Genomic DNA, 25294 nt, shown 5'->3' with positions numbered 1-25294 from the left:
GCCACGTTGATCTTCGGAGTTCGTCGGAGGAGCACCTAACAGATAAGCGAGAGAAACTGCCTCAAATCCTCAGGCTCAACCGGCTTCACCGCATGACCGTCAAAGCCCGCTTCCTTTGACCGGCGCTTGTCCTCTTCCCGTCCCCATCCACTCACCGCGATCATGATCACATCGGGGTCCAGCTTTCGGATTTCTTCGGCTGCCTGGTAGCCATCCATCTTCGGCATGCCGAGATCCATGAAAATCATCTCAGGCTTGAACTCGCGCGCCACCCTCACGGCTTCCTCTCCATTGTAAGCCACCCGCGTTTCCATTCCCTCGAGATTGAGAAACATCACGATGATGTCTGCCGTGCTTTTGCCGTCGTCCACGACCATCACCTTGGCCGGCGCGAACTGCCGGTTCTCCGGCCGATTCAGAATCACCGGTTTCTCTTCTTTCCTCTGAACCAATGCAGGTAACCAAATCCTGAATTCGCTGCCCTTCCCCAGACCCTCGCTCGTTGCCCCGACCCCTCCGCCGTGAAGCTCCATCAGATTCATCACCAGGGTCAGACCGATACCCAAACCTTCCTGCCGCGAGGAATCCACCTGTTCGAACATCTCGAATATCTTCGGAAGATTTTCCTCAGAAATCCCCTCACCATTGTCCCGCACCGTCACATAAGCGTTCCCGTCCCCATCGATTCCAGACTTTACATCGATCTTGCCATTGGGCGGCGAGTACTTCGCTGCGTTTGAAAGCATGTTCGAGACGACCTGAAAGAGTCGGTGTCGATCACCCTCCACCGCCAGGGAATCATTCTCGCTCACGAAGCTTAGTTCATGCCCCCGGCTGTCGATGAAAGTCCGGGCCGACTCCATCGCCTCCGTGACCACCTCATTGATATCCACCCGCTCCATCCTTAGCGCGATCTTGCCGGTGTTGATTCGGGAAACATCGAGCAGGTCGTTGATGAGATGAACCATCTGCCCAATCTGACGGCGCATCATCTCCGCCAAGTCTACAATCTCCTTCGGGCAGTTATCCGCCGTCACCATCATTTCGAGGCCGGTCAGGACCGGTGCGATTGGATTCCGCAGTTCGTGAGCCAGCACCGCCAGAAAGCGGTCCTTCTGCACGCCTGATTCCGCGAGCTCCGCATTCTTCCGCTCGAGCTCCTCGTTCGCAGCCCTCAGCCGCGCCTCGCTTTCGCGTAATTCCTCACGCCGTTTCGCCAGCTCGAAAAATGTCGTCGCCTTGTTCAGCAGGATTTCCGGGTCGATGGGCTTCGGCAGGAAGTCCACGGCTCCCGTTTCATATCCCCGGATTCGCCGCTTCTGATCCACCGTCCCCGCCGTCAGGAAGATGATCGGCACATCCCTTGTCCTCTCCGTCCCACGCATCAGCTCCGCCAACTCAAAGCCGCTCATCTCCGGCATCTGCACATCCAGAAATGCCAGTGCCACCTCGTGCTCTAACAAAATCTCCAGAGCCTCCCGTCCGGAACGTGCCATCAGCAATTCAAGCCCGGGTCTCTCTAACAGACCCGCCAGCGCCACCAGATTGGCATCCAGATCATCGACAAGTAGAAATTTGATGGAACGGGTGGATGTCATTTCAAAATCAGGGGAAATTCGTTTGCGATAAATTGGGCGATCTCGTCCAGACTCAGGCTTCGTGCATCCTGACAGGCTTCGAGCGCGGCCATTGGCATTGCCATCCCTTCCGCGGTTTCGGGGTCCTGGACGAGGGTCGCGCCTCCAGCGGATTCCACGGCACGCAGCCCCAACGCTCCGTCCTTGCTCGCACCTGTTAGAACCACTCCCAGCAGGCGGTCACCCCAGGCGTCTGCTGCCGTCTCGAAGAGCGGATCGATCGCCGGACGTGAGTAGTGCACCGCCTCTTCGTTCGAGAGTGAGACGGTACAATCGGGGTCGACCAGAAGATGGTAGTCGGAGGGCGCAAAATAAATTGTTCCCGCCCGAATCGCCTCGGTGTCCTCAGCCTCCTTGACCGGCATCCGGCAGCGCTCGCGGAACAACTCAGGCAAGGCAGACCTCCCATCTGGCGGCACATGCACCACCACCAACACCGGCAAGGGATAGTCATCCGGCAGCTCCGGCAGAATCCTCAACAAGGCTTCCACTGCACCGATCGAGGCTCCGATCACCACAGCTCCAACATCCTTTCCTTTTTCGACCTTCATTCCGTGCCTTTCTGGTAGATACGTTCCTTGGCTTCGAATTCAGAAAACTCCGCGACATGATCGTTGAAACGCAAGGTCTCGCGGGATCCCAGACCGAGGAACCCGCGCCTTACCAGCGAATCCTTGAACAATCCCACCGCTCGGTTCTGCAGGTCGCGATTGAAGTAGATCATGACATTGCGGCATGAAATGAGGTGAGTCTCCGCAAATACCGCATCCGATACCAGACTGTGATTTGCGAACACGGTCCGTTCACGCAGGCTGCGATCGAACTTGGCCCTGCCGTATCCCGTCGAATAGTAATCGGAAAGCGATGTCTTGCCACCCGAGAGGCGGTGATTTTCGGTAAACTGGGCGACCCGATCCATCTCGTAGACGCCTTCCTCGGCCTTCCTCATCGCTGCCTCATTGATATCTGTGGCATAGAACATGGTGCGCTCTTCAAGACCCTCTTCGCGAAACAGGATGGCAAACGAATGGAGCTCTTCACCCGCGCTGCAACCCGCGATCCAGACCTTGAGCGAAGGGTAGGTCTTCAAATGAGGAATCACCCGCTCCCTCAAGGCACGGAAGTAGGACGGGTCGCGGAACATGTCGCTCACCTGCACCGTTAAAAAAGGCAGCAGCTTCGAGATCACATCCGGCTCATGTAGAATCCGGTGCTGGAGTTCAGAAAGGCTTGCACAGGCGAAGTGCTCCTTCGCCTTCATCATCCGGCGCTTCAGCGATGCCTCCGAATAGCCGCGAAAATCATGATGATACTTCCTGAAGATCGCCTCGGTCAGGAGCTTCATCTCAATCTCCTCGGTTGCGGAAAGGTCGCTCTTCATCGCGGCATCCAGACTCGAATTAAGGACAGCAGCTTATCGACGTCCAGAGGCTTTGCGAGATAATCGTTGGCCCCGGCGGAGATGCATTCCTCCTGATCGCTCTTCATCGCCTTTGCAGTGAGGGCGATGATCGGAAGCTTCTTCCACTTCGCCTGCTTGCGGATCTCCCTCATGGCCGTAAGGCCGTCCATCTCGGGCATCATGATGTCCATCAGCACCAGATCCACCTTCCCTTCAGGCTCCGCATCGGACTTCTCCAGCATTTCCAGCGACTCGCGGCCGTTGCGTGCGATCTTCAGCTGGACCCCGCGTCCTTCAAGCAGGCTCGACAGTGCGAAGATATTTCTAACATCGTCTTCGACCACCAGGATTCGCCGCCCCTCCAGAGCCGAATCACGATTACCGGCCTTCTCCAGCATCTGCTGTTTTTCAGGGGGAAGCTCCGAAACCACCTGGTGCAGGAACAGCGAAACCTCGTCGAGCAGACGCTCATGGGATTTGGCGCCCTTGATGATGATCGACTTCGAATACTTCCGCAGCCGCTGCTCCTCTTCACTACGCAGCTCTCGCCCGGTGTAGACGATCACCGGCGGAAACGAGTAGGTATCGCCTTCGCTCAAGGTCTCCAACAGAGAAAAGCCCGTCGCGTCGGGCAGACTGAGGTCCAGCACCATGCAATCAAAGGTGGTGGTTCGAAGCTGCTCCAGACAGTCCGCCGCCGTTTCCACACAAACCGTCTCGACATCGCGCGATCCGAGCAGGCCGCGCATCGCCTCCTGTTGGGCAAAATCGTCCTCCACCACCAGCACGCGGCGCAGGGTCTGCGTGAAGCGCGTCTCCAGTTTCCTGAACGCCTCCACCAATTGTTCGCGCTTCACCGGCTTGAGCATGTAGCCCACCGCCCCCAGTGCCAGCGCTGTCTGGGTGTAGTCACTCCCGGAAACCACGTGCACGGGAATATGCCGGGTCCTCGGATCACCCTTCAATCTCTCAAGCACAATCAATCCGGAATTATCCGGCAATCCCACATCTAACACCACGGCATTGGGAAGATGGTCCGAGGCCAGAATCAGGGCTTCCTCCGCCGTGGTGGCGATCAGGCATTTGAAGCTCATCTCACGCGCCAGGTCATACACGATCTTGGCGAAGGTGATGTCGTCTTCCACGGTGAGGATCACGCGGTCCGATTCGATCAAGACCTCCCGATCATCAGGCACGCTTCCCATCTCCACCACCTCGGGCTCGCGCTCTTCGGTCTCCGTGATCGGCGCTTCCTGCGGGGTGTCACTGATCTTGATCTCTTCCTCTGCACCTCCCTCATACGTCACCGGCACCACTACCGTGAAAGCGCTGCCCCGACCCGCTTCGCTCGATAGCTGGATCTCCCCGCCCAGCAGACGCGTCAGATTTCGGGAAATCGACAAGCCGAGCCCCGTTCCCCCGTACTTCCGGCTGGTCGTGCCATCGGCCTGGAAGAAGGGGTCGAAAATGATCCGTTGTTGCTCCGGGGTGATGCCGATGCCCGTGTCGCTCACGACAAAGCCAACCCGTCCCCCTGGCACGGGACTCACCCGCACCATCACTTTCCCGTTCTCGGTAAACTTCAGCGCATTCGAAAGGAGGTTTTTCAGGATTTGTTCGAGACGCTGCGAGTCGCTCTCGATGCTCTTGGGGACACCGGGCTCGATTTCCATTCGCAACTCGAGCGATTTCTTGGCGGCGACCGGTTCAAAGGTATTTCGCAACCCCTCCACCAACTCCTCGACCTCGATCGGCTCCGGATGGATCTCCATGTGCCCTGCCTCGATCTTCGATAAATCAAGCACATCATTGATCAGCGTCAGCAAATCGTTGCCAGACGACTCGATCGTCTTGGCGTACTTCACCTGCTCTTCAGAAAGATTGCCGGAGCGGTTCTCAGCCAACAGCTTGGCAAGAATCATCGAGGAGTTCAGGGGCGTCCGCAACTCATGCGACATGTTCGCAAGGAAATCCGATTTGAAGCGGCTTGCCTGCTCCACCTCGCGAGCCTGACGCTCGAGTGTCATCTTTGCCTCCAGCAAATCCTGCTTCTGCTTCTCCAGGAAATTCGTCTGCTCCTCAAGCTGCGCATTGATCTGCTCCATCTCGGTGTGCTGGAGCTCCATCCGCGCATGCGATTCCTGCAAGGCCCGCGATTGTTCCTCGAGTTCCTCGTTTGAGACCCGCAGTTCCTCGCTCTGAGCCTGCACCTCCTCGGATTGTTGCTGGGTTTCCTCGAGGTAATCCTTCAGTCGCATCCGGTATTTCACCGCCTGCACAGCAGCCCCTAACGATTCTTCCACCCGATCGAGGAACATGAGGTCTGTCGACTCCGTGGCCCCCAGGAAACCAAGCTCCACCACCGCGGTCACCCTCTTGTTGTGACGGATGGGAATGATCAACACCTCCCGCGGTGACACCTCGCCGAGACTCGACTTCGCCCTCAGAAAGTCAGGCGGCAGATCGCTGGCGTGAAAGATCTTCTCATCCTTCACCACCTGCCCCAGCAGCCCCTGACCTGGCGCGAAGCTTTGTGGAACGTCGCCCTTTTCCACCCCATAGGTTGCGCAGCACTCGAATCCCTTTCCTGCTCCGATATACATCGCGCCGGTCGAGGCGCCCAAATGCGAGCTCAGCATCTGCAGCACATTGTCGCCCAACTCTGATAACTCCTGCTCACCGACCAGACATTCCGCCATCTGGGCCTGACCTTCCTTGAGCCACGATTCCAGACGCGATTCGACCCGGACATTGATCAGACGGTAGCCAATCGCCGTCATCACCCACAAGGTCACGATTCCCAAGCCGCGATTCCAGCCGACAATCTGGTAATTGGTTCCCTCTGGTGCGGTGAAGTAGTGCACCGTGATCAGAATGCTGGCAATCATCGCCGCAGCGGGCGCGCTCGCCGGCTTCAGCGTCCAGAACGTCAAGGCAATCGGAATCGAATACAGAACGAAAATGGCATAGCCCAAAGGCAGGAGGAAATCGATCAGCGCCACTACCACCGTCAGTGCCGCCGCAGCTGGAAGAATGAATCGCTCGGAGCGGCTTTCGAATCGTTTGGTCATTCAGATTTAAGTTGCTCCACCCTCAGGCAGCACCATTCCCCCGTCAAGTCCCCCGCCGCGCCCTGATGGCCCCGCCGCCGAGCGTCCCGGCGCCGCCTAACGGAACCCATAGGGGAGCTTCACGAGCTCAATGAAAAGGGCGTTGCCCAGCCAGGAGGTGGAGATTGACCCTTCATTCCTTCACGATACTCTGTAAGCAGCAACAGCGAGGGACCAGGAGTTTCACTCCCTCCAAACAATCCCAGGCTTCTTCCCCTCAACACCAGGATAAATAACGATCATTAGAGCCGGGTATTCTCCCGGAGGTTTGAACCCGCTTGGAATTGGCATGCCATCCCATTCAATCTCAATGATGTCCTCCTTGGGGTAGTCCTTCATCAACCCGAATTCAAACTCAACGGGTGGGTAAGCTTTCCCTTCCTCCAAATATAATCCGCCTCCGTGCAACGCGAAACTACCGGGCTTTACACCACCAAACGAGTATTCTCGTCCGTTGAATCTAACCGTGATCGCACGCGTATCGAGAGTCCCATCGTTTCGAACTCCAATACCGCATTCCATCTCCGTTCTAGTGGATGGCCTACACGAAGCCATCATCACTACAAAACTGGCCAGCCAAAGGGTTTTCATGTTATTCTATTCTTCCCCGTTTTACGGGACGCCTGAATGACCTCCAAAAGCAGTCACCTGTGGCTTCGAACCGTCAAGCGTTGCCCATGACGCTCGTGCAATATCGACCGAATTACTCGCATTGCCGATCAGAAAACTCTACCAGCCCAAACTCTCAATTTGATCCCGGCTCCAGCAACCGCGCCCGATATCACCAAAAGCCGAGGAATCACGTGAGCCAAAGAGCCCGTTTCGCGGAAATCACCTCAACAGGAGCCCTCTACGCGGGAATCACGTGAGCCCGAGGGCCCTCTACGCGGGGATCGCGTGAGGCGAAGCCTTTTACGCGACGCGACGCGACGCCACCGCATTTCCCGCCCCAATTCCCGCAATTTCCGCGTGGCGGCCCCGGCAATCTCCTCCTAGCTTCCCGGCATGCAGACCGTCCCCGTCGAACACAACGACCCGATCAACGCCAAAATCCTCGCCGTTTCCGAAGACCTCGTCGCCGGATTCCAGGAAAAGCCCTTCCACGTCATCGCTGAAGCCAGCGGCGTCGATCTCGACACGGTCCTCGAACGCATCAAGGCCATGCAGGAAGCCGGCGTGATCCGCCGCGTCCGCCAGACCCTGCTCGCCACCAAGCTCGCCCACGGCGCGCTCGTCGCCTGGCGCCTACCGGAAGAAAAGCTCAACGCCGCCTTCGATTTCATGGCAAAAGAGGACCCGTTTTCCGGCCACGTCGTGATTCGCTCGACCGATACGGAAGTTTCCGGCTCGGGCTACCGCCTCTGGACCACGCTCAAGGTGCCTGTCGGCGAGTCCCTTGACCACCACGCCACCGTTTTGAAAAACCTTGTCGGCGCCGACGAATACCTCCTCATGCCGGCGAACGGCGTCTTCGCTCTCGGGGTCGGCCATGTTCGCCGCAAAGGTCTCGAACCCGGTGCCAAACTCGACGAACCCGCCGTCATGATGACCACCGTTCCTGCGGATCTCACTGACGAGGAATGGAAGGTGCTGCTTTCGCTGAAAGAAGAACTCACCCTCGACGAGATCATCGCCGACCCGTGGACCGGTCGCGCCGAGGTTGCCGGCGTCTCCCGCGAGCGCTTCTGTGAGGTCGCCCGTTCGCTCAACGAGAAACAGGTCATCGGCCGTTTTTCCACCTTCCTCGAACACGTCAAACCCTCCTCGACCGGCGAACGCGTCACGCGCTTCAACGGCCTCTTCCACTGGGCCGTGCCGAAAGGACGCGAGCAGGAAGCCGGCAGTGAAGTCGGCCGTCACCACTGCATGACCCACGCCTACTGGCGCGAGGGCGGACCGCAGTTCGGAAATGTCAACATCATGGGCGTGGTCCACGGCACCGAAAAAGACAAGGTGCTCGAGCACAAAGCAGCCATCGACCGCCATCTCGAGTCGGTCGGCATCCCCGTTTCCTACACCAACGTCTTCTGGGGAGGTCGCTCGGAAATCAAGCCGTCGGAGATTTCGCCGAAGATCTACGCAGAGTGGCACGCCAAAGTCGCCGTCCAGTAGGAACTCGCTGCCGATTGCGACAATTTCGTCACGGATCACCCGTTTGACTCGTGACACATTCGCCCTAATCAATCGACCGAATGCAGCGAGTTCTGATCATTGAAGACGAACGAGACATTGCCGATCTGATCGGCTTCAATCTCGAGCGGGCCGGTTTCGAGGTTTCCAAGGCACATGATGGCATCGAGGGCGCCAGCATGGCGCTCCACCAATGCCCGGATCTGGTCATCCTCGATCTGATGCTTCCCGGAAAGGATGGCTTCAAGGTCTTTAAGGAAATCCGGAGGGACGCCCGCACCCGCGAAGTTCCCGTCATCATGCTCACCGCCCGCGCGCAGACCGAGGACCGCATCAAAGGGCTCGAGGCCGGTGCCGACGACTACCTGACCAAACCCTTCTCACCCAAGGAGTTGATGCTTCGTGTCCAGGCTGTCTTGAAACGCTCCGAGGCCGCACCAGGTTCCGTGTCCTTCGAATACGGCCCCTTCCGATTCGATAAGAACGACCTCAAATTCTACCTCGATGGCGAACCGGTCGATCTGACCTCCACGGAGTTCAAGCTCCTTGTCTTCCTCTCCGAGCGAGCGGGCAAGCCCCAGGACCGCAACGACCTGCTGCGTACCGTCTGGGGCTATAGCGACGATGTCCACAGCCGCACGCTGGACACTCACATGAAGCGACTCCGTCAGAAACTTGGTGAACATGCAGCGATGGTTGAAACCGTACGCGGGATCGGTTACTGCGTCTCATCCCTCTGAGGATGAACGAAACTCTCGCCAATCTATCCATTGCCGCAGCCCTCGCGGCATTGTTTGCCCTTGCTCTCGTGGCACTTCGCCTGCGTCGGGCACGTCGCGAGTTCAAACAAGAAGTCACCACCTGGAAATCGCGTCTGGACCTCGACCTCAAGCAAGCACGCAAGGACCGCAATCAGCTCCTCGATGCGCTCGACGAAGGATTCCTGCTGGTCGACTCGGATGCCACGATTCTTTTCGCCAACAAAGCCGCCCAGCAACTCTTCCGAGGCCGCGAACTGGTCGGACTCTCCGTCCAGGAAGCCTTTCTCGATCGCCGCATGACCGAAGCCCTCACGGGCTGCCTGGAAACCGGCGAAGCGAGCAACAGCCGTATCATTCTCCCCCAACAGGCCTCCCCCCTCGGCGACCTCGAACAGCGAGGCGTCAATGCCTGGGTGATCGATGCCGCCCGCGTCCCGGGAAGCCCGAAGGAAAATCCAACGACCCGCGTGGTCATTCGTGACGTGACCAGCGAACACCAAACCGAGCAGATCCGAAAAGACTTCGTGGCGAATGCATCCCACGAACTGAGGACCCCCCTTGCCATCATCAACGGCTACCTGGAAAACCTGCTGGACGACGGCCTGTTAGAAGATCCTGCCATCACCCGGCGTTTCCTCAGCGTCATGCGCAAGCACTCCGAGCGGATCGCGCGGATCGTCGAGGACATGCTGGTCATTTCCCGACTTGAGTCCGGTGAAGCCGCAGCGCTCACCGTGAAACCCTTCAAGGTCCGTTCCTGCATCCAGGACGTGCTCGAACGTCTCGAACTCGTCATTCAGAACCAGCAAGCCCACATCGTCATCGAGATGCCTGATGAAAAGCTGATCCTCCAGGGTGACCGCTTCTACTGGACCCAGGTGCTCTTCAATCTCGTCGAAAACGCCCTCAAACAGAACCCGCGCAAAGGTCTGACCGTAACCATTGGCTGCGTTCGCGAAAACGGCGTGACCCGCATCTGGATCGCCGACAACGGTATCGGCATTCCAAGCGCCGATCTCGCCCACATTTTCCGTCGCTTCTACCGCGTGGAAAAGCATCACTCCCAGGATGACATCAAGGGCACCGGACTCGGACTCTCAATCGTCAAGCGCGCCATCGAAGCACACGGCGGAACCATTTCCGTCACCTCCACGCCCGGCGATGACACCCGCTTCACCATCGAAATCCCCCTCGATGCGGAAGCCCGCCTCACGGATACTGATTCAGAGGAGTCCCTACCCGCCTCCTAGATCCCTGGCGCCCGCGGGGAGGGTCGACCTTCTCAGATCAAATCCCATCCCATCAGGCGCAGCGCGTCCCTTCCCCCAGCGTTGTCTGCTGAGGAGAGCCCCGAGCCTAAACGATCTTCTTTTCGGCATCGTTTTTCACAGGTCCATTTGTCGCCGCCTTTTCCCGGATGCGTGCCAAGCGGACCTGCAAATCAGCCAGCGTGTTCATGAAATAGATGTAGGCATCGTACGCCGATCCGTAGGGTGAGAAATACTGATGGACGCCACCATCGGTCCCTCCCTTCGTCGACATCCAGTAGAAGTGATCGGATGTCTGAAGCTTCGCCCACACATGGGTCAGGTCCTCATCCTTTGCCTCGATCACTTCCTTTTCCAGCTTGTGAATCTTCCCGATCGCCTCCTGCTGCATCACATTCCCCATCCACGCGCTCAGGTCGCGCTCGCCATCCGCCCATGAGGTCGGCCAGTGGCAGTCATACACCTTCGAAGCGCGGTAAAGATCGACGACTTCACTGGGAGTCACCCAGCGGATGTCCTCCTCCATGATCGCTTCCGGCAAATCCCTCCAGAACTCGAAGATGCCGGTATCCTCCCACTGGTGTTCGCCAATCGATTCGTAATCCATGAAGAGGTTCACCACATCACCCTCTGCCTCCGCGATCCACCTCGCGAATTTTTCCGGGGTTAATGGCCACTCACTCCAGTTCCTGTCGGAGAAACGGAAACCGACATCATCCGAAAGACCGGGATTCCGGAGAATCGTCTTCACCTGCGAAACCTCCGGGCTTCGATACAGGAAGTTCGGGGACTTGCCATTAAGCGACCAGCCGACGCCCTCTGCCAGGATCCCGTCAAATCCCATCGTCTCCGCCTGCGCCGCCACGGCATTGTTATAGATCAACTCGGTATTGCGGAACACCCGTGGGCGGACTTGAAACACCTCCTCCATCAGGTCGAGGTGCAACTCCACCTGGCGTTCGAATTCCTTCTTCGAATGCAGATAGGCCAGCGAATGATAGTAGGTCTCGGCGAGGAGTTCGACGTGTCCTGTCGCCACCAGACTCTGGAAGGACTTCAGCACATCCGGCCGATGCGCCTTCATCTGCTCGATGACCGTGCCACTGATGGAAAGGGCGATGCGGAAGCTGCCTTTGTGCTTCTTCAGCAATTCCTCGAACATGGCGTTCGCCGGCAGATAGCACTTCTCGGATACCTTTGAGAGCACTTCCGCATTCAGCAGATCGTCTTCATAGAACGCATGCTCACCGATCCGAAAGAAATCGTAAGGGATCAGGCGGTTCGGCTGATGCACCTGGAAGTAGAGGGATACGTCCGGCACTGAGGCTGGTGGTTTGACTTTCAAGGAACAAGTTCGCGATAGACTTTCACCACCTTCTCGGCCGCCGCATCCCAAGTCGACGACGCAATGTCCTCGGCCGCCTGACGCACGACTTTTTCCCGCAGCACTTCATCGTTGAGCAAGTCACTGATGTGCTTTGCCATCAACTCGGTATCCCAGAAGTCCGCTACCAGCGCTCCCTGAATGACCTCCGCACACCCGGATTGCTTCGAAATCACCGCCGGTATCCCGAACTGGGCAGCCTCAAGGGCCGAGAGACCGAAGGGCTCTGATACCGAAGGCATGCAGTAGACATCGGTCATCGAGAGCAATTCGTTGACCTTCTCCTTGTTAAGGAAGCCCGTGAAATGGAAATAACCTCCAAGACCCCGGAACGCCCCACTCTCGATCAAAGGCCTCAGCCTTTCCCCCGTTCCGGCCATCACGAAGCGCACGTCCTTGTTCTTTTCGAGCACCTTGCTCGCGATCTCGAGGAAAAACTCCGGTCCCTTCTGAGCGGTTAGACGACCCAGGAAGAGGACGAGCTTCTCGGGAAATTTCTTCTTCGTATGGAAAACATCCACCGGGTCGGCGCCATTATGAACCGGACGGATCTTCCCCGGGTCGATCCCATAGTGGCCGGCACACACATCACCCGTGTACTGGCTTACCGGAATGACCCGGTCCGCTTCCTCCATTCCGTATTTTTCCACCTCATAGATCCATCCGCGCGCGTCCGCGCCCGCCCGGTCATATTGTGAGGCATGGACGTGCACCACTAGCGGCTTGCCTGTGGCTTTCTTCACCTCGACACCCGCGAGATAGGTCATCCAGTCATGGGCATGGACGATGTCAAAATCCTGGAGCATCGCCAACTTCGCCGCCACCTTGGAGAACTCGATCACCTTCATTGCCAGATCACCACCGTAGAGGTCATCCATCTTGAAACGATCGAGCTGAACTTGCGTCGTCCTGGCAAAAGCCACTTCGCCCCCCGGCTCCATGCGGATCCTTTCGACAGTGGTTTCATCGCTGGAATAGGGGTCGAGGTGAATCGGCACCCGCTCGATTCTCGCGAAACTCTCATAGCGGTATTTTTCCTCGGTCGTCAGAAGTTCCGTCGCCTTGAGGTTGTTGAGTCCGGTCAGGGAAAAACCTTCAAATTGCACGTCGGGTGCGCTTTTTGGCACGATCACGCTGAGATCCACATGTTTGGCCAGCGCCTTCGAGATCCCGAGACATGCGATCCCGAGTCCACCATTGATCAACGGAGGAAACTCCCAACCAAGCTTCAAAATTCGCAACCGTTTCATAGCGAAGAGAGATAATACGCAGCCAAACCCTTTAACCTCGATTCCACCATAGCAACCCCTGAGCATCCGCTGCGCCAAAGTCCAGAGAATTTGCGAGGATTCACGTATCGTCACGCGTCCCCTTGCTCTTCACCTCCGACTCTGGAGCTTGGCACGATCCACGCTCCACTTTAGATTAACCCACACAGTCCATGGCTTCCGAAGATTTTTCAGGCAATTACATGGAGAAGGCGCGCACCACCAAAGGTGTCGCGGACTTCTCCCCCGGTAGCATGACCGAGTTCCGCCAACTCGGAAACGGCGTGTTCGAGTTTCTCACCGACAATGGCGTGCTCCTTCGCGTCTCGCTTGTCGACGATGGTGTGGTGCGTTTTCGCTTCACCCCGGAAGGGCGTTTCGAAAGGGACTTCAGTTACGCCCTCGATCCCGATTTTCAGCCGGAGGTTCCGGTTCACGAAGTCGTTGAATTCGGCGATGGTGTCGCCATCAAAACCGGCAACCTTTCGATCCGGATCAATCGCGGCGGTCTGAAAACGACCGTGACTGATACCAATTCCGGCGTGATTCTCAGTCAGGATGAAAAGGGCTATCACTGGCAGGAGAACAAGCAATATGGTGGCGAAATCGTCAAGATGAGCAAGGTCTGCCAGAACGGCGAATACTTCTACGGCCTCGGCGACAAATCCTGTGATCTCAACCTGCGCGGTCGCCGGTTTCAGATGTGGGGTAGCGACACTTATGCCTACACCTCCGACACCGACCCTCTCTACAAAAACATCCCCTTCTACATCAGCCTCTGCAAGGGCTCGGCACACGGCATTTTCTTCGACAACACCTTCCGCACCAGTTTCGACCTCGGCGCGGAACGTCCGGAAGTCACGTCGTTCTTCTCCCAGGGCGGTGAGATGAACTACTACTTCATCAACGGTCCCGAACCACTCGATGTTATCCGACGCTACACGCGCCTAACAGGCCTGGTCAACATGCCGCCGCTATGGACGCTCGGCTACCATCAGTGCAAGTGGAGTTATTATCCCGAGGCCGTTGTTAGAAACATTGCCGATGGCTTCCGCTCGCGCCGCATCCCCTGCGATGCGCTCTATCTCGACATCGACTACATGGACGGCTACCGCTGCTTCACCTGGGATGCCGAGCGGTTTCCTGACCCGAAAAAGATGGTCGCGGATCTGGAGAAAGACGGGTTCAAAACCGTCGCGATCATCGATCCCGGCCTGAAGATCGATCCAAATTACCCTGTCTGGCAGGAAGCCTACGACAAGAACTACTTCTGCCGACGTCAGGACGGCGCCCTATTCAAGGGCTCCGTTTGGCCGGGACTCTGCCATTTCCCGGATTTCACCAATCCCAAAGTTCGCGACTGGTGGGCCGGACTGTTCCACGATCTTATCGCCGAGACCGGGATCCGCGGCATTTGGAACGACATGAACGAGCCCGCCGTCTTCGAGGAAGGGACCTTCCCGCGCGATGTCCGCCACGATTACGACGGCAACCCCTGCTCTCATCGCAAGGCGCACAACATCTACGGCATGCAGATGGTCCGCGCCACTCAGGAGGGCCTGCGCCGCCACAGCAATGGACGTCGGACTTTCTCGATCACTCGATCCGCCTACGCCGGCACCCAGCGCTTCGCCTGCGCCTGGACCGGCGACAACGTCGCCTCATGGGAACACCTCAACATGGCCAACCTCCAGTGCCAGCGGCTCGCATCCAGCGGAATTTCGTTCGTCGGTTCGGACGTCGGGGGCTTCATCGAAACACCGACTGCCGAGCTTTACCTGCGCTGGGTCCAGCTCGCGGTATTCCATCCCTTTTTCCGAACGCACTCGTCAGGAGACCACGGTGACCAGGAGCCATGGTCCTTTGACAGGAAGACCACGGAGCTCGTGCGCGACGCCATCGAACTCCGCTACCAACTTCTCCCGACCGTCTACACGACCTTCCGCCAGTACGTCCGCGATGGCACTCCGATGCTCCGTTCGCTGCCCTTCGTGGATTTCAACAATCCCGATGCTTACTGGCGAAGCGCCGAGTTCTTCTTTGGCGATCACCTCTACGTCGTGCCGATCATGGCCGAAGGCGAGGAGGGACGATTCCTTTACCTGCCGAAAGGTGACTGGTTCGCTTACCACGACGACTCTCATCCGAAAGCCGTCGCTAAAGACATCTGGATCGAATGTCCGCTCGACCGCATCCCGGTCTTCGTCCGCAGCGGTGCTGTGATTCCCCACTGGCCGGTTCAGCAATACGTCGGCGAGGTCGAACACCCCGAACCCGAACTCCGGATCTGGACGAAGAACGGTAAGGAAGTCAGCGAATGGTACGAAGACGAAGGCGATGGCCAGGCCTGGAAAGACGGCGGCTTTCGCGAGTCAAAGATCCGCCTGGAAGGCGGGCCGGGGAATCTCTCGCTCCACCGCGAATGGCAAGGCCGCTACGAGCCCGGCTACGAAACCATTCACCTCACCTTTTGCGGCATCGACAGCGAAGAAGCCGACATTCGGGTCGTCATCGACGAGCACGAACAGCGCGCCGTCCGCGGCGACGACGGTCGCTACCGCGTCAACACCCATCGCAATTTCTTCTCCGTCAAACTCGAGTGGAAACCCGCGAAGAAGGCTTCCCCAAAAAGCATTGGCACCCCAGGAAAGTGAGTAGGATGTCTCAATCCTTCATCAACTCCTTGATCTTCGGCTCCATCGCCTCGGCCCACATCTCATAGCCAAGCCCTTTCGGATGGAGGCTGTCCGGCATGGTCGTCTTCGGAAGGATGCCGTCGTCATCGAGAAACACGTCCGTCAGGTCGAGCCAGTGGATCATCTCACCATCCGCCATCGGTTTGATGAGCTCGTTGACTCCCTCATTGATCTTCCTGTGCTTCCCATCGGGTTTCTCATCCCGGGGAAAAACGGAAAGCAGCAAAATCTTCGCATCGGGATTCCGGTCACGCAGCAGATCGAGGATCAGGCGAATCCCAGACGCCGTCTTTTCCGGCGCATCCTGGCGGTGCCCGGTGTTGTTCGTTCCAATCATCAGCACGAACAACTTGGGGTCCACATTCTCGATCTCCCCGCTCAGCAATCGCCACAGCACATGCTCGGTGTGATCGCCCGAGAATCCGAGATTCAGAGCCTTGCGATCCTTGTAATACTTCTCCCAGGTCGCCTTGCCAGCTCCCTCAAATCCCTGGGTGATCGAGTCTCCGATGAATACCATATCGTAGCCGCCCTTCTTCGCCTCCAGCCGTTTGGCGGCATGACGATCCTTCCACCATTTCTCACCTTTTCGGTTTGCAGGCAGGGTCGCCTCGTTCATTTGATATTCCGAACGCAGATTGTCATAGAGCTCCTTCATCTTCTCCAGAACCGGGGCGTACTCCGGGTCGTCGTGCACTGATTTCATTTCCTGAGGATCCTTTTCCAGATCGAAGAGGTTCCATTCGTTTGTCCCTGGGAAACGCATCAGCTTGTATCGCTCGTCCCTTACCCCATCGTGCGCCGCCACCTGATGGGTCTGCTCGCCACTATAGAAGTAGTAGATTCCCTCACGCCAGTCCTTCGGCTTCCCGCCTGAGGCATTCAGCACCGGCAACAGACTTCGTCCTTGAATCGTTTCAGGGATCTCCACACCAGCGATCTCGAGAAAGGTCGGCGCGTAGTCGATATTCTGAATCATCGTCCCCGAGCGAGATCCCGGCTTCACCACCCCGGGCCAGCGAACCAGGAAAGGCATGGCCAGACTTTCCTCGAACATCCAGCGCTTGTCATACCATCCATGCTCACCAAGATAGAAACCCTGATCGGAGGAATAAATCACGATGGTGTTATCCCGCAGACCGTTTTTGTCGAGATAGTCCAGCACGCGGCCCACCCCCTCATCCACCGCCCGGATGCAACGCAGGTAGTCTTTGATGTAGCGCTGATATTTCCAGCTGGTGATGCCATCTCCCTTGAGTTCACCCGACTTCACCTTCGAGATCATCTCCTGATTTCGCGATTCATAGGAAGCATCCCAAAGCTTCTTCTGCTCATCATTCATCCGAGTGTATTCCCCATTCGCCATGCCGCTCGCGAAGCTCTCAGGAAACGGATTCTCGCCATGAATCTTCATGTCGTGAGACCAGTGCATGTCTTTCGCGATCGACATCTTCTGTTCCTTCAATGTGACGCTGCGACCGGAGTAGTCATCAAACAATGTCTCCGGTTCAGGGATCGTCTCTCCTTCGAAGAGGTCATAGTGACGGGGTGCCGGACTCCAGTTCCGGTGCGGTGCCTTATGCTGGCACATCAGAAGGAACGGCTTGTCCTTGTCCCGCTGATCAAGCCACTCAAGGGCCCGATCCGTGATCAGGTCCGTGCAATATCCCGTGTAACGCTTCTTCGTCCCGTCCTGCTGAAGAAAGTCCGGGTTGTAGTAACTCCCCTGCCCCGGGAGGATTTCCCAGTAATCAAACCCCTGGGGATCCGAAACCAAATGCCACTTGCCGACGATCGCCGTTTGATATCCCGCCTTCTGGAGCAACTTCGGAAAAGTCGTCTGGTTGCCGTCAAAGGCCGAGTTGTTGTTATCAAGATAGCCATTCACGTGGCTGTGCTTGCCTGTCAAAATCGCCGCGCGCGAGGGACCACAGATCGAGTTACTGCAGTACGAGCGGGTGAAAATCGCGCCCTCGTCCGAGATCCGATCGAGATTGGGGGTCGGTGCAATTTCCTTCAGCGGTCCACCATAGGCAGAAATCGCATTCAGCGCATGATCGTCCGAGAAAATGAAAAGAATATTTGGCTTCTCGGCGGCGAACACCGTCGAGCAGAGGAATCCAAGAAGCAGGAACTGACGCATGGAGGGGATTACGCCCTCCACCCGGCGCCCTTACAAGGGAATCCGTCAGCGGATTAAAGTTGATCAGCCACCGATTCGACGAAGGGCGCCATCGGCGACTCCGTATCCTCCAGCTTGACCCGTTTCGAGCGACGGAAATCAGGAAGAAAGATTGAGTCAGCCAGATCCGCGACACTTCGCTCGTCGGAGAATGCCAGATTCAATTCGCGATTGAGCCTCATGCTCAGCACATCGAAATTCGCCGAGCCGACCGTTGCCCACCCATCGCAAATCATTGCTTTCAAGTGAGTCATCACCGGGTAGTGATAAACTTTCACCCCCGCCGAAATCAATCCGCGTGCCGTTTCCAGATTCGAGAGTTCCATCAGCCGGGAATCATTCTCCAACGGAAAAATCACCCGCACGTCCACTCCCCGCCGCGCCGCATCCTGAGCTGCACGAGCGAGATCATCAGACGCAAAGTAAGGATTTTGAATCCAGATTCGCTCCCGACTCGCCCGCATCGCTGCGATCGAGGCCTCGAGGACTTCCGAGCGCCCTGATGGGGCATCCGTCCTCAGAATCCGAAGCGGCACGTCATTACCCACCACATCCGGCCACTGAATTTTTCTTCCCGGGAAAAGCCCCGCCAGATCTCCCCACGGTCCCGCCTTCCGCCAGGCCGACTGGAACTCGCGTGCCAGACTTCCGACAATTGGCCCCTCCACCTTCAGCATCAGGTCATGCCACTCCGAGTAGTACTCCCGGCCGATATTCATCCCACCCAGAATCGCCGTCTTGTCGTCAAACACCAACAGCTTCGTATGGTCCGCCACCAGCCATGGATTCAAGGTCCGCCTAACAGCCACATTCGAGCCATCCTTCAGACAGGCTTTCATATCCTCCGGCGGCAAAAAGCCATCCGGAGCCGGTGTCAAAGGTGGCGCCATGATCGCCGTATTCGTCCCCATGTCGTCGAAAAGCACCCGCACCGGCACCGTCGACGACTTCCTTGCCAGCTTCTGCGCGTAGCGCACCCCAATGTCGTCATTGTCAAAGATGTAGATCTGCACATCCACTGACCGACTCGCCTTTTCGAGCTGGCGATCGAACTCCCCGAAAAATCCCGGCCCATCCACCAGACACTTCACCCGGCCCAACTCACGCTTCGGCAGGCCCTCGCCATCAAGAAATCGTTCGAAGGCCTCGGTTCCCGGCTGCTCCTCCGGCAACTCCATCAACGACATGGAGACCGGTACGTTCCCCACCACAACCTCGCGCGAGCGGTGCCAGAACATCGCCAGCCCGGTCCTTGTCGAGGTCACCGGCTGACGCAGCGTCGCCACCACCGTCGCCCGAAATGCCGTCTGCCCGAGATTCGCCGTGGTCGTCAATGAGTCAGTCGCCGGTGGCAACCCTTCGAGTGATTGAGCCCCACGTTCCACCATGCTGCCACAACCGAGCAACAAAGCACCACCAAGTCCCACCCATGCCATCCGAAGCAGTCGACCAACCATGGCGCTAGGCTCGTCTCAAAACCACTCAAGCGCAAGGTCCGGCCGGATCCATCATCCATGAAAATCGATTGCCGCCACTTGCCACCATCGGCGCCACCATCCCACCCTTGCTCTCCAGCGCTCATGCCGCTAACACTCGGGCATGGAACATCACGTCTACTTCTGGTTGAAGCCCGAACATAAAAACGACAGCGACCGCGCCGCCTTCGAAGCCGGCCTCGACGCTCTTTTCAAGATCCCCCAAGTTGAAGGTGGCATCTGGGGAAAACCCGCCCCCGTCATGGAGCGTCCCGTGATCGACCAATCCTGGGACTACGCCACGTCGATGCGCTTCAAATCCGTCGCCGACCAGGATGCCTATCAGGTCCACCCCGACCACGACAAGTTCATCGCCAACTTCAGCACCTGGTGGGAAACCGTCCAGGTCCGGGACTTGCTTTCCAGCCAAAAATAATTCTCGTCGTCCCAGTAAGATGTTCGGTCGCAAATCAAAGCCGAACCCAACGATCTGGGTCGATGGTATAGTGCTAACATTCGACTTGAAGCATTCCTGGTGGACCTTCACCTATCGAGGTCTCGACTTTATTAGCTACGAATCAAGATTGAATCTACCTCTTCAAGAAGAACTCGATTCGATTCTAGCCAACGTGAGCTCAATTGAAGGTGAGATGAAGAGTCGCATAGCGACCTACTTTCAATCGACTCCGGAAATCAAAGCGAGTAGCGGTCAATTGACTCATGTGAATATCGCATCCTTCGCGGATAGCAACACCGTTGGCGTTTTTTGGACAGGAGATGCCTCTTGGGGAGACATGGCCGTAGAATTTACTATCCGCGAAGAGCAAATTATCGATGAGACTTGGGGGGACTAAATTCAACGCCCCCTGATCCACAGCATCAGCTTGGCGAACTTTGCGCCTTGGCGTTTCGATTCTTCACTGACTTTCACTTTTCACTCGCCACTTGGGGCCCGCCACTTCTCCAACACCTTCTCACTTACCTTTTCCCTCACCCCCACATCCGGGGCAAAAACCGAGATCCGAAACTCCTCGAGCTTCCATCCGTAGTCCCACAGCCCCGGATCCTCGGGGCGGCGGATCAACTCTGCATACCAGGGCTCCCAGTACTTCCGCACCCGATCCATCTTTTCCAGATCCTTGACGATCGGCAAACTCTTCAGGCGCCCAAGCCGCGACTGAATCCCCTTCAGGTAGCGCTCATAATCGATCACCCGCGCATAGCCCGAGCGCCACGCAAAGCGCGAGCGGAACAACCAAACAAGCTGCTCCTCCAAATCATCCGCGATCTCACCCAAGTGCCGATCGTTCCGGTTTTCATGCAGCCACTCGCGCACCAGCTGCATGCCATCAATGCTCGCATCAAGGGCCGCACCGATCTTCGTTGCCGCCTCCCACCAATTCCCTCGCGCCACCTCGGCGCGCCTGGAGAATTCCTCCTCCGTCGAAATCCTTCCCTGGCCCAGCGCCCCTTCCGCTGCCAGCGCGATGATATCCTCCATCGGACACTTCATCTTCGGCAGCTCGACCTTCGCCATCAACCCCAGCGGCATCCGCTTCCTCACATAGGCCACCTGCTCCGGCTGCGCCATCATCAGCAATCGCGCCACACCCGCCCGATGCGACTGCGCCGCGTCTTCCAGCCTGGAAAATGCCCGTGTCCCGACGCTTTCCAGCTCGTCCACCAGGGCCGGATAAGCCACGCCAGCCGACGTTTCCGCCTCTTCCGGCACTTCGCCCGGCCACTCCATCCAGCCACTCTGCTCCCACTCCTCGTTCGCCGCTTCCTCGAAGCGCTCCTGCACCACACTCCCCAGCTGCAGTTTCAGCGCCGCCACATCCGTGCCAAATGCCAGCTCCTTGCCATCGTCGTCGCAGACCCAGACCTTGGTAACCAGATCATCCGGCATCCGCGCCACATCGAAGTCCTGTGGCCGCACCTCGAAACCGCTGACCTGACTCAAGTACTGCGCCAGCCGTACTTCGTAAAAACCATCCTTCTCCCGATCACGCCACTCGTCGGAAAATTCATCCGCCCGCCCTGCCACCGGTTGACATTCCCGACGCAGATCCTTCGGCAATGATCGGATCATCCACTCCGTCCGGTACCACAGGTCTCCCGGCACCCCCCATCCCGGCAGCCAGTCCGGCAGGCCGGGCAACTGATCCACGTGCACGCCGAATGTCACGCCATCATCCCGCTCACCCGGCGCACAGCGATAGTAGAGCGCATACTCCTGGTCCCCGTGCCGCATCCCATCCGGATGCCCGGAAAGATCAAAGTCCTCGAGGTCCTCCAACACCACATCTTCACGCGTCGGAAGATTCGCGTCCTCATGCTTTGCCCGCCAGCGATGGTACGCCTTCGCCGTGCACATCCCCTCGGGCAGCCGGCTTTCGAAAAACTCCACCACCGCCTCATCGCTCCACAAACCGCCGCCACGACGCAGCTTGTCCTCGATCGACTCGATTTCCTCTTTCAACTCCGCCAGTCGCGCAATCGCCTTCGACTCCCCCTTGACCCCGCCCTGCAGCAGCCCTTCCCGAATAAAAATCTTCCGCGCCGCCACTGGATCGATCCGCCCGAAATGCACCCGCCGTCCAGCAATGATCGGCAGTCCTCCACAGATCACCGACTCCTTCGCATACACCGCCCCCTGATTTTCATCCCAATGACCCTCGCTGTAGCGCACCCGGCAAAGATGCGGTGCCACCTGCTCGACCCATTCCGGATCAATCTTCGCCACACGACGCGCCCACAGCCGCGTCGTCTCCACCAGCTCCATCCCCATCACCCAGTCGGTCCGCTTTCCTCCGAACAAACCCGACCCCGGAAAGACCGCAAAGTATCCGCCGTTCGCACTGCGGTAGCTCTTCGATTCCCGGTCCCACAAACCAAACTGCTTTGGCGCTCCCGCCAAAAGCGAGCGGTGAAACGATGCCGAATCGACCTTTCCAGGCGTTCCCTTCTCTCCCACATCCCACTTCAACTCCCTTTTGAGCAGATCCCGCAGTTCATCATGCACATTCGCCCATTCCGTGACCCGGCGGTAGTTCAAAAACCTCACCCGACAGAACTTGCGCAGCTTGTTCCCCTGCCAGTTCCGCCCCTTCCGGAACTCCTGCAGATCCGTCCACAATCCCAGCATCCCGAGGAAATCACTATCCTCGTTCCGCCACTTCTCATGCGCCTTGTCGGCCTCCTTCGCCTTCTCCGCCGGGCGCTCCTTCGGGTCATTCGACTCCAGCCCCGCCACCACCGGCAGCACCGCCGCCAGCACCCCTTCCTCGTTCGCCTCCATCAGCATCCGCGCCAGGCGGGGATCCACCGGCATGCGCGACATCGCCCAGCCGCGTTCTGTTAGATTGCGATGCTTATCCAGCGCTCCCACCTCCCGAAGAGCCCGGTACCCCTCCGAAATCGCCTTCGATGCCGGCGGATCGAGAAATGGGAACTCCTCGATGTCCGGAAGCCCCAGCGACTTCATTCGAAGAATCACCCCTGCCAGGGAACTTCGTCGTATCTCCGGATCCGTGAACTCCGCCCGTTCTTCCAGTTCCTCTTCGGAATAAAGCCTTACACAGACCCCTTCTCTAACACGTCCACATCGCCCTTTCCTTTGACGCGCACTCGCCTGCGACACCCCCTCGATTTGCAAGCGCTGCACCCCGCGTCCCGGACTCCATCGGCTCACCCGCGCCAGACCCGAATCCACCACGCAGACGATTCTTGGAATCGTCAGCGAGGTCTCCGCCACATTCGTTGCCAGCACGATTCGCCGTTTCGGTCCCGGGTGGAAAACCCGTTGCTGATCATCCAGCCCCAGCCGCGCGAAAAGCGGCAGCACCTCCGTATTCGGATAGCGTCGGCCCTCCAGCGCATCCGCACACTCACGAATCTCCCTTTCACCCGGCAGGAAAACCAGCACATCACCCAGCTCGCCAACATCGCCCAGCCAATCCGTCGCCCGCAGCACGCCATCCACCGTATCCTCATCCTCCCGCCCCGGCATGAACACCTCCTCCACCGGAAAGGTCCGTCCTTCCGCTTCAATCACCGGCACCGGAGGAGCGGCTTCCAAGCCACCCTCAAAAAACCTCGCAAACGCCCCCGCATCCAAAGTCGCCGACGAAATCACCAACTTCAGATCCCTGCGCTTCTCCAGCAGCCGCTTCAGGTAACCTAACAGGAAGTCAATGTTCAGCGAGCGCTCATGCGCCTCATCCAAAATCAGCGCCGCATAGCCGCGTAAATCCGGATCCCCCTGCGTCTCCGCCAGCAGGATCCCGTCCGTCATGAACTTCACCCGGGTCTCCTTTGTCGTCCGATCCTCGAAGCGCACCTGATACCCCACGAATCCCCCCAGCGGCACCTTCAACTCCTCCGCCACCCGCTCCGCCACACTCGCCGCCGCGATCCGCCGCGGCTGCGTGCAGCCGATGATTCCCTTCACGCCCGTCCCCACCAGCGCCTCCGCCACCATCTTCGGCAGCTGCGTCGTCTTTCCCGAGCCCGTCTCGCTCACCACCACCACCACCTGATGATCACGGATCGCCGTCACGATATCTTCGCGCCGCGCCACCACCGGAAGTTGTTCCGGGTAATTCCAATCTGGTAGACCCACAGCCATCCCTGCGCGGAGTAAACCCGCCCCCAGCTTCCCCACAAGCCCGAACCCATCCTCAAACGCCAGTTTTCCCGCCCTTTGCGATCAAGCACTTTTCCAACCAGACCACTCGATTCATGCTCATCGATCACCTCTTGCACTGAAAACTTTACGCTGAAACTAGAGCTTCCACCGCCTAAATTCACCGAACCCACTCTGTTCCATAAACTTCCGTGTATTCCGCGTATTCCGTGGTTCCCCATCGGACATTCCTCGTGTTTCCACCCCAAACACACCCAAACCCCCGAAACTCAAGCGATGCCACAGATTCCTCAAGAACGGCGTGGCGTTTCGACGGATTCTGGTTCAGCTTACTAGGTGGATAAGGACGGATAAAACCGCCATCCATTGGACCCCAAACAACAAGCAATAATACGATGCAAACTGAAAACGTAAACCTGCCCATTACGGTGACCGTCCGTCACGAAACCGTGACCGACTCACTGCGCGAATACGCCCACAAGAAAATCGAAGGTCTCCATCTCGACTACCCGCGCATCATCGAAGCCAAAGCCATTCTCGACGTCCAAAAAAACCGCCACATCGCGGAAATCATTCTCTTCTGTGCCAACCACATCGTCATTGAAGCCCACACCGAAGGGCCGGACATGTATGCTGCCATCGACGAAACGATCGACAAGATTGCCCGCCGCATGCGCAAGCAAAAGACGCGCCTCCTCAAGAAGCGCCGTCCCCACCGTAACGAATCGATCCGCTACATCGACGAGAGCTACTACGATGAATCCGCAATCGATCACCCCGAGGAATCCGAACACGATCCCGAGCCGTTCATCGTCCACACCGACAACTACCGCATCCGCACGATGTACAAGGAAGATGCCGTCATGGAACTGGAGCTCACCGACCGTCCCTTCGTCCTCTACAAGAGCGCCCGTAAGGATTGCCTGACCATCCTCTACCGTCGCAAGGATGGCGAATACGCCGCCATGCGCCTCGATTCCTAACAAGAGTCGCTGCCAGCGCCTGTTTCAAAGCCGGAGCCTCCCTCGAGGCCCGGCTTTTTTTTGGCTCTCCCATCTCCACGGTGAAGGAACCGCGTAAGGCAAAGCCATCGACGCAAGCATCCCTCATCCACTCAACTTCCATTCCAACTGCTCACTGCTCACTGCTCACTGCCCACTGCCCACTGCCCACTGCCCACTTCTCACTTCTCACTTCTCACTTCTCACTTCTCACTTCTCACTTCTCACTTCTCACTTCTCACTGATCACTGATCACTGATCACTGCTCACTTGCCTTTCACTTCACACTCGGAACTCCCTCTTCTCCCGAAAGCTCACCCCCTCTCCGAAAG

17 protein-coding genes are annotated in these 25294 nt (G+C 57.9%); 7 read left to right on the top strand and 10 right to left on the bottom strand.

What is annotated here, in order from left to right; genetic code table 11:
* Positions 1–35 precede the first annotated feature (35 nt).
* From ACFQY0_RS04550 to ACFQY0_RS04530, 5 genes are all read right to left on the bottom strand, one after another.
* Positions 36–1598, bottom strand: coding sequence for a response regulator (locus ACFQY0_RS04550; RefSeq protein ID WP_379709637.1), 1563 nt, complete (start codon positions 1596–1598; stop codon positions 36–38).
* The gene (locus ACFQY0_RS04545; protein ID WP_379709635.1) at positions 1595–2188 is read right to left on the bottom strand and encodes a chemotaxis protein CheB; all 594 of its coding nucleotides are present in this window, start codon (positions 2186–2188) and stop codon (positions 1595–1597) included. Before ACFQY0_RS04545 ends, ACFQY0_RS04550 begins: the two co-directional genes overlap by 4 nt.
* Positions 2185–3018 (bottom strand): CheR family methyltransferase, encoded by an 834-nt coding sequence (locus ACFQY0_RS04540; RefSeq protein ID WP_379709633.1) that lies wholly within the window; start codon positions 3016–3018, stop codon positions 2185–2187. The genes ACFQY0_RS04545 and ACFQY0_RS04540 overlap by 4 nt, the downstream gene beginning before the upstream one ends.
* A complete protein-coding gene (locus tag ACFQY0_RS04535; protein ID WP_379709631.1) occupies positions 3015–6110 on the bottom strand; it encodes a response regulator in 3096 nt (1031 codons plus the stop codon). The genes ACFQY0_RS04540 and ACFQY0_RS04535 overlap by 4 nt, the downstream gene beginning before the upstream one ends.
* Positions 6111–6332: 222 nt before the next feature.
* A complete protein-coding gene (locus ACFQY0_RS04530) occupies positions 6333–6740 on the bottom strand; it encodes a hypothetical protein (RefSeq protein WP_379709628.1) in 408 nt (135 codons plus the stop codon).
* A 414-nt stretch (positions 6741–7154) separates the two neighbouring features.
* On the opposite strand from ACFQY0_RS04530, the gene ACFQY0_RS04525 reads away from it, so the two are divergent.
* The 3 genes from ACFQY0_RS04525 (at position 7155) to ACFQY0_RS04515 (ending at position 10290) form a co-directional block, all read left to right on the top strand.
* Positions 7155–8261 (top strand): Lrp/AsnC family transcriptional regulator, encoded by a 1107-nt coding sequence (locus ACFQY0_RS04525; protein ID WP_379709626.1) that lies wholly within the window; start codon positions 7155–7157, stop codon positions 8259–8261.
* Positions 8262–8341: 80 nt separating this feature from the next.
* Positions 8342–9019 carry a response regulator transcription factor gene (locus tag ACFQY0_RS04520; RefSeq protein WP_379709623.1) on the top strand — a complete coding sequence of 226 codons (678 nt, stop codon included), beginning with the start codon at positions 8342–8344 and terminating at the stop codon, positions 9017–9019.
* Between the two features lie 2 nt (positions 9020–9021).
* Positions 9022–10290 (top strand): sensor histidine kinase, encoded by a 1269-nt coding sequence (locus ACFQY0_RS04515; protein WP_379709620.1) that lies wholly within the window; start codon positions 9022–9024, stop codon positions 10288–10290.
* 106 nt (positions 10291–10396) lie between these two features.
* Here the strand turns inward: ACFQY0_RS04515 and ACFQY0_RS04510 are convergent, their stop codons facing one another.
* Both ACFQY0_RS04510 and ACFQY0_RS04505 read right to left on the bottom strand, forming a co-directional pair.
* Positions 10397–11629 carry a glycoside hydrolase family 57 protein gene (locus tag ACFQY0_RS04510; RefSeq protein ID WP_379709617.1) on the bottom strand — a complete coding sequence of 411 codons (1233 nt, stop codon included), beginning with the start codon at positions 11627–11629 and terminating at the stop codon, positions 10397–10399.
* A gap of 20 nt (positions 11630–11649) precedes the next feature.
* Positions 11650–12942 (bottom strand): glycosyltransferase, encoded by a 1293-nt coding sequence (locus ACFQY0_RS04505; protein WP_379709615.1) that lies wholly within the window; start codon positions 12940–12942, stop codon positions 11650–11652.
* Between the two features lie 191 nt (positions 12943–13133).
* Between ACFQY0_RS04505 and ACFQY0_RS04500 the strand changes: the two genes are divergently transcribed.
* The gene (locus ACFQY0_RS04500; RefSeq protein ID WP_379709612.1) at positions 13134–15614 is read left to right on the top strand and encodes a glycoside hydrolase family 31 protein; all 2481 of its coding nucleotides are present in this window, start codon (positions 13134–13136) and stop codon (positions 15612–15614) included.
* A gap of 10 nt (positions 15615–15624) precedes the next feature.
* On the opposite strand, the gene ACFQY0_RS04495 is transcribed toward ACFQY0_RS04500, so the two are convergent.
* Positions 15625–17799 carry a sulfatase/phosphatase domain-containing protein gene (locus ACFQY0_RS04495; RefSeq protein ID WP_379709609.1) on the bottom strand — a complete coding sequence of 725 codons (2175 nt, stop codon included), beginning with the start codon at positions 17797–17799 and terminating at the stop codon, positions 15625–15627.
* A gap of 53 nt (positions 17800–17852) precedes the next feature.
* Complete coding sequence (locus ACFQY0_RS04490; protein WP_379709606.1) at positions 17853–19295, bottom strand: phospholipase D-like domain-containing protein; 1443 nt, start codon at positions 19293–19295, stop codon at positions 17853–17855.
* Between the two features lie 142 nt (positions 19296–19437).
* On the opposite strand from ACFQY0_RS04490, the gene ACFQY0_RS04485 reads away from it, so the two are divergent.
* Both ACFQY0_RS04485 and ACFQY0_RS04480 read left to right on the top strand, forming a co-directional pair.
* A complete protein-coding gene (locus ACFQY0_RS04485) occupies positions 19438–19749 on the top strand; it encodes a Dabb family protein (RefSeq protein WP_379709603.1) in 312 nt (103 codons plus the stop codon).
* A 19-nt stretch (positions 19750–19768) separates the two neighbouring features.
* Positions 19769–20167: a hypothetical protein gene (locus ACFQY0_RS04480; RefSeq protein ID WP_379709600.1), complete on the top strand. Its 399-nt coding sequence runs from the start codon at positions 19769–19771 to the stop codon at positions 20165–20167.
* Positions 20168–20247: 80 nt separating this feature from the next.
* Here ACFQY0_RS04480 and hrpA read toward each other — a convergent pair whose 3' ends face one another.
* A complete protein-coding gene (gene hrpA / locus ACFQY0_RS04475) occupies positions 20248–23943 on the bottom strand; it encodes an ATP-dependent RNA helicase HrpA (RefSeq protein WP_379709597.1) in 3696 nt (1231 codons plus the stop codon).
* 413 nt (positions 23944–24356) lie between these two features.
* Here hrpA and hpf point away from each other — a divergent pair, with 413 nt between their 5' ends.
* Positions 24357–24944 (top strand): ribosome hibernation-promoting factor, HPF/YfiA family, encoded by a 588-nt coding sequence (hpf, locus tag ACFQY0_RS04470; RefSeq protein WP_379709594.1) that lies wholly within the window; start codon positions 24357–24359, stop codon positions 24942–24944.
* Positions 24945–25294 lie beyond the last annotated feature (350 nt).

Source organism: Haloferula chungangensis (assembly GCF_042664875.1).
Lineage (GTDB): Bacteria > Verrucomicrobiota > Verrucomicrobiia > Verrucomicrobiales > Akkermansiaceae > Haloferula > Haloferula chungangensis.
Note: the sequence above shows the minus strand (reverse complement) of the source record. Positions and strands in the feature narration are given on the sequence as shown.

Bases quoted from the DNA above. Each gene is read 5' to 3' on its own strand.
- ACFQY0_RS04550 (WP_379709637.1), bottom strand. From the start codon at position 1,598: ATGACATCCACCCGTTCCATCAAATTTCTACTTGTCGATGATCTGGAT.
- ACFQY0_RS04545 (WP_379709635.1), bottom strand. From the start codon at position 2,188: ATGAAGGTCGAAAAAGGAAAGGATGTTGGAGCTGTGGTGATCGGAGCC.
- ACFQY0_RS04540 (WP_379709633.1), bottom strand. From the start codon at position 3,018: ATGAAGAGCGACCTTTCCGCAACCGAGGAGATTGAGATGAAGCTCCTG.
- ACFQY0_RS04535 (WP_379709631.1), bottom strand. From the start codon at position 6,110: ATGACCAAACGATTCGAAAGCCGCTCCGAGCGATTCATTCTTCCAGCT.
- ACFQY0_RS04530 (WP_379709628.1), bottom strand. From the start codon at position 6,740: ATGAAAACCCTTTGGCTGGCCAGTTTTGTAGTGATGATGGCTTCGTGT.
- ACFQY0_RS04525 (WP_379709626.1), top strand. From the start codon at position 7,155: ATGCAGACCGTCCCCGTCGAACACAACGACCCGATCAACGCCAAAATC.
- ACFQY0_RS04520 (WP_379709623.1), top strand. From the start codon at position 8,342: ATGCAGCGAGTTCTGATCATTGAAGACGAACGAGACATTGCCGATCTG.
- ACFQY0_RS04515 (WP_379709620.1), top strand. From the start codon at position 9,022: ATGAACGAAACTCTCGCCAATCTATCCATTGCCGCAGCCCTCGCGGCA.
- ACFQY0_RS04505 (WP_379709615.1), bottom strand. From the start codon at position 12,942: ATGAAACGGTTGCGAATTTTGAAGCTTGGTTGGGAGTTTCCTCCGTTG.
- ACFQY0_RS04500 (WP_379709612.1), top strand. From the start codon at position 13,134: ATGGCTTCCGAAGATTTTTCAGGCAATTACATGGAGAAGGCGCGCACC.
- ACFQY0_RS04495 (WP_379709609.1), bottom strand. From the start codon at position 17,799: ATGCGTCAGTTCCTGCTTCTTGGATTCCTCTGCTCGACGGTGTTCGCC.
- ACFQY0_RS04490 (WP_379709606.1), bottom strand. From the start codon at position 19,295: ATGGTTGGTCGACTGCTTCGGATGGCATGGGTGGGACTTGGTGGTGCT.
- ACFQY0_RS04485 (WP_379709603.1), top strand. From the start codon at position 19,438: ATGGAACATCACGTCTACTTCTGGTTGAAGCCCGAACATAAAAACGAC.
- ACFQY0_RS04480 (WP_379709600.1), top strand. From the start codon at position 19,769: ATGTTCGGTCGCAAATCAAAGCCGAACCCAACGATCTGGGTCGATGGT.
- hrpA (WP_379709597.1), bottom strand. From the start codon at position 23,943: ATGGCTGTGGGTCTACCAGATTGGAATTACCCGGAACAACTTCCGGTG.
- hpf (WP_379709594.1), top strand. From the start codon at position 24,357: ATGCAAACTGAAAACGTAAACCTGCCCATTACGGTGACCGTCCGTCAC.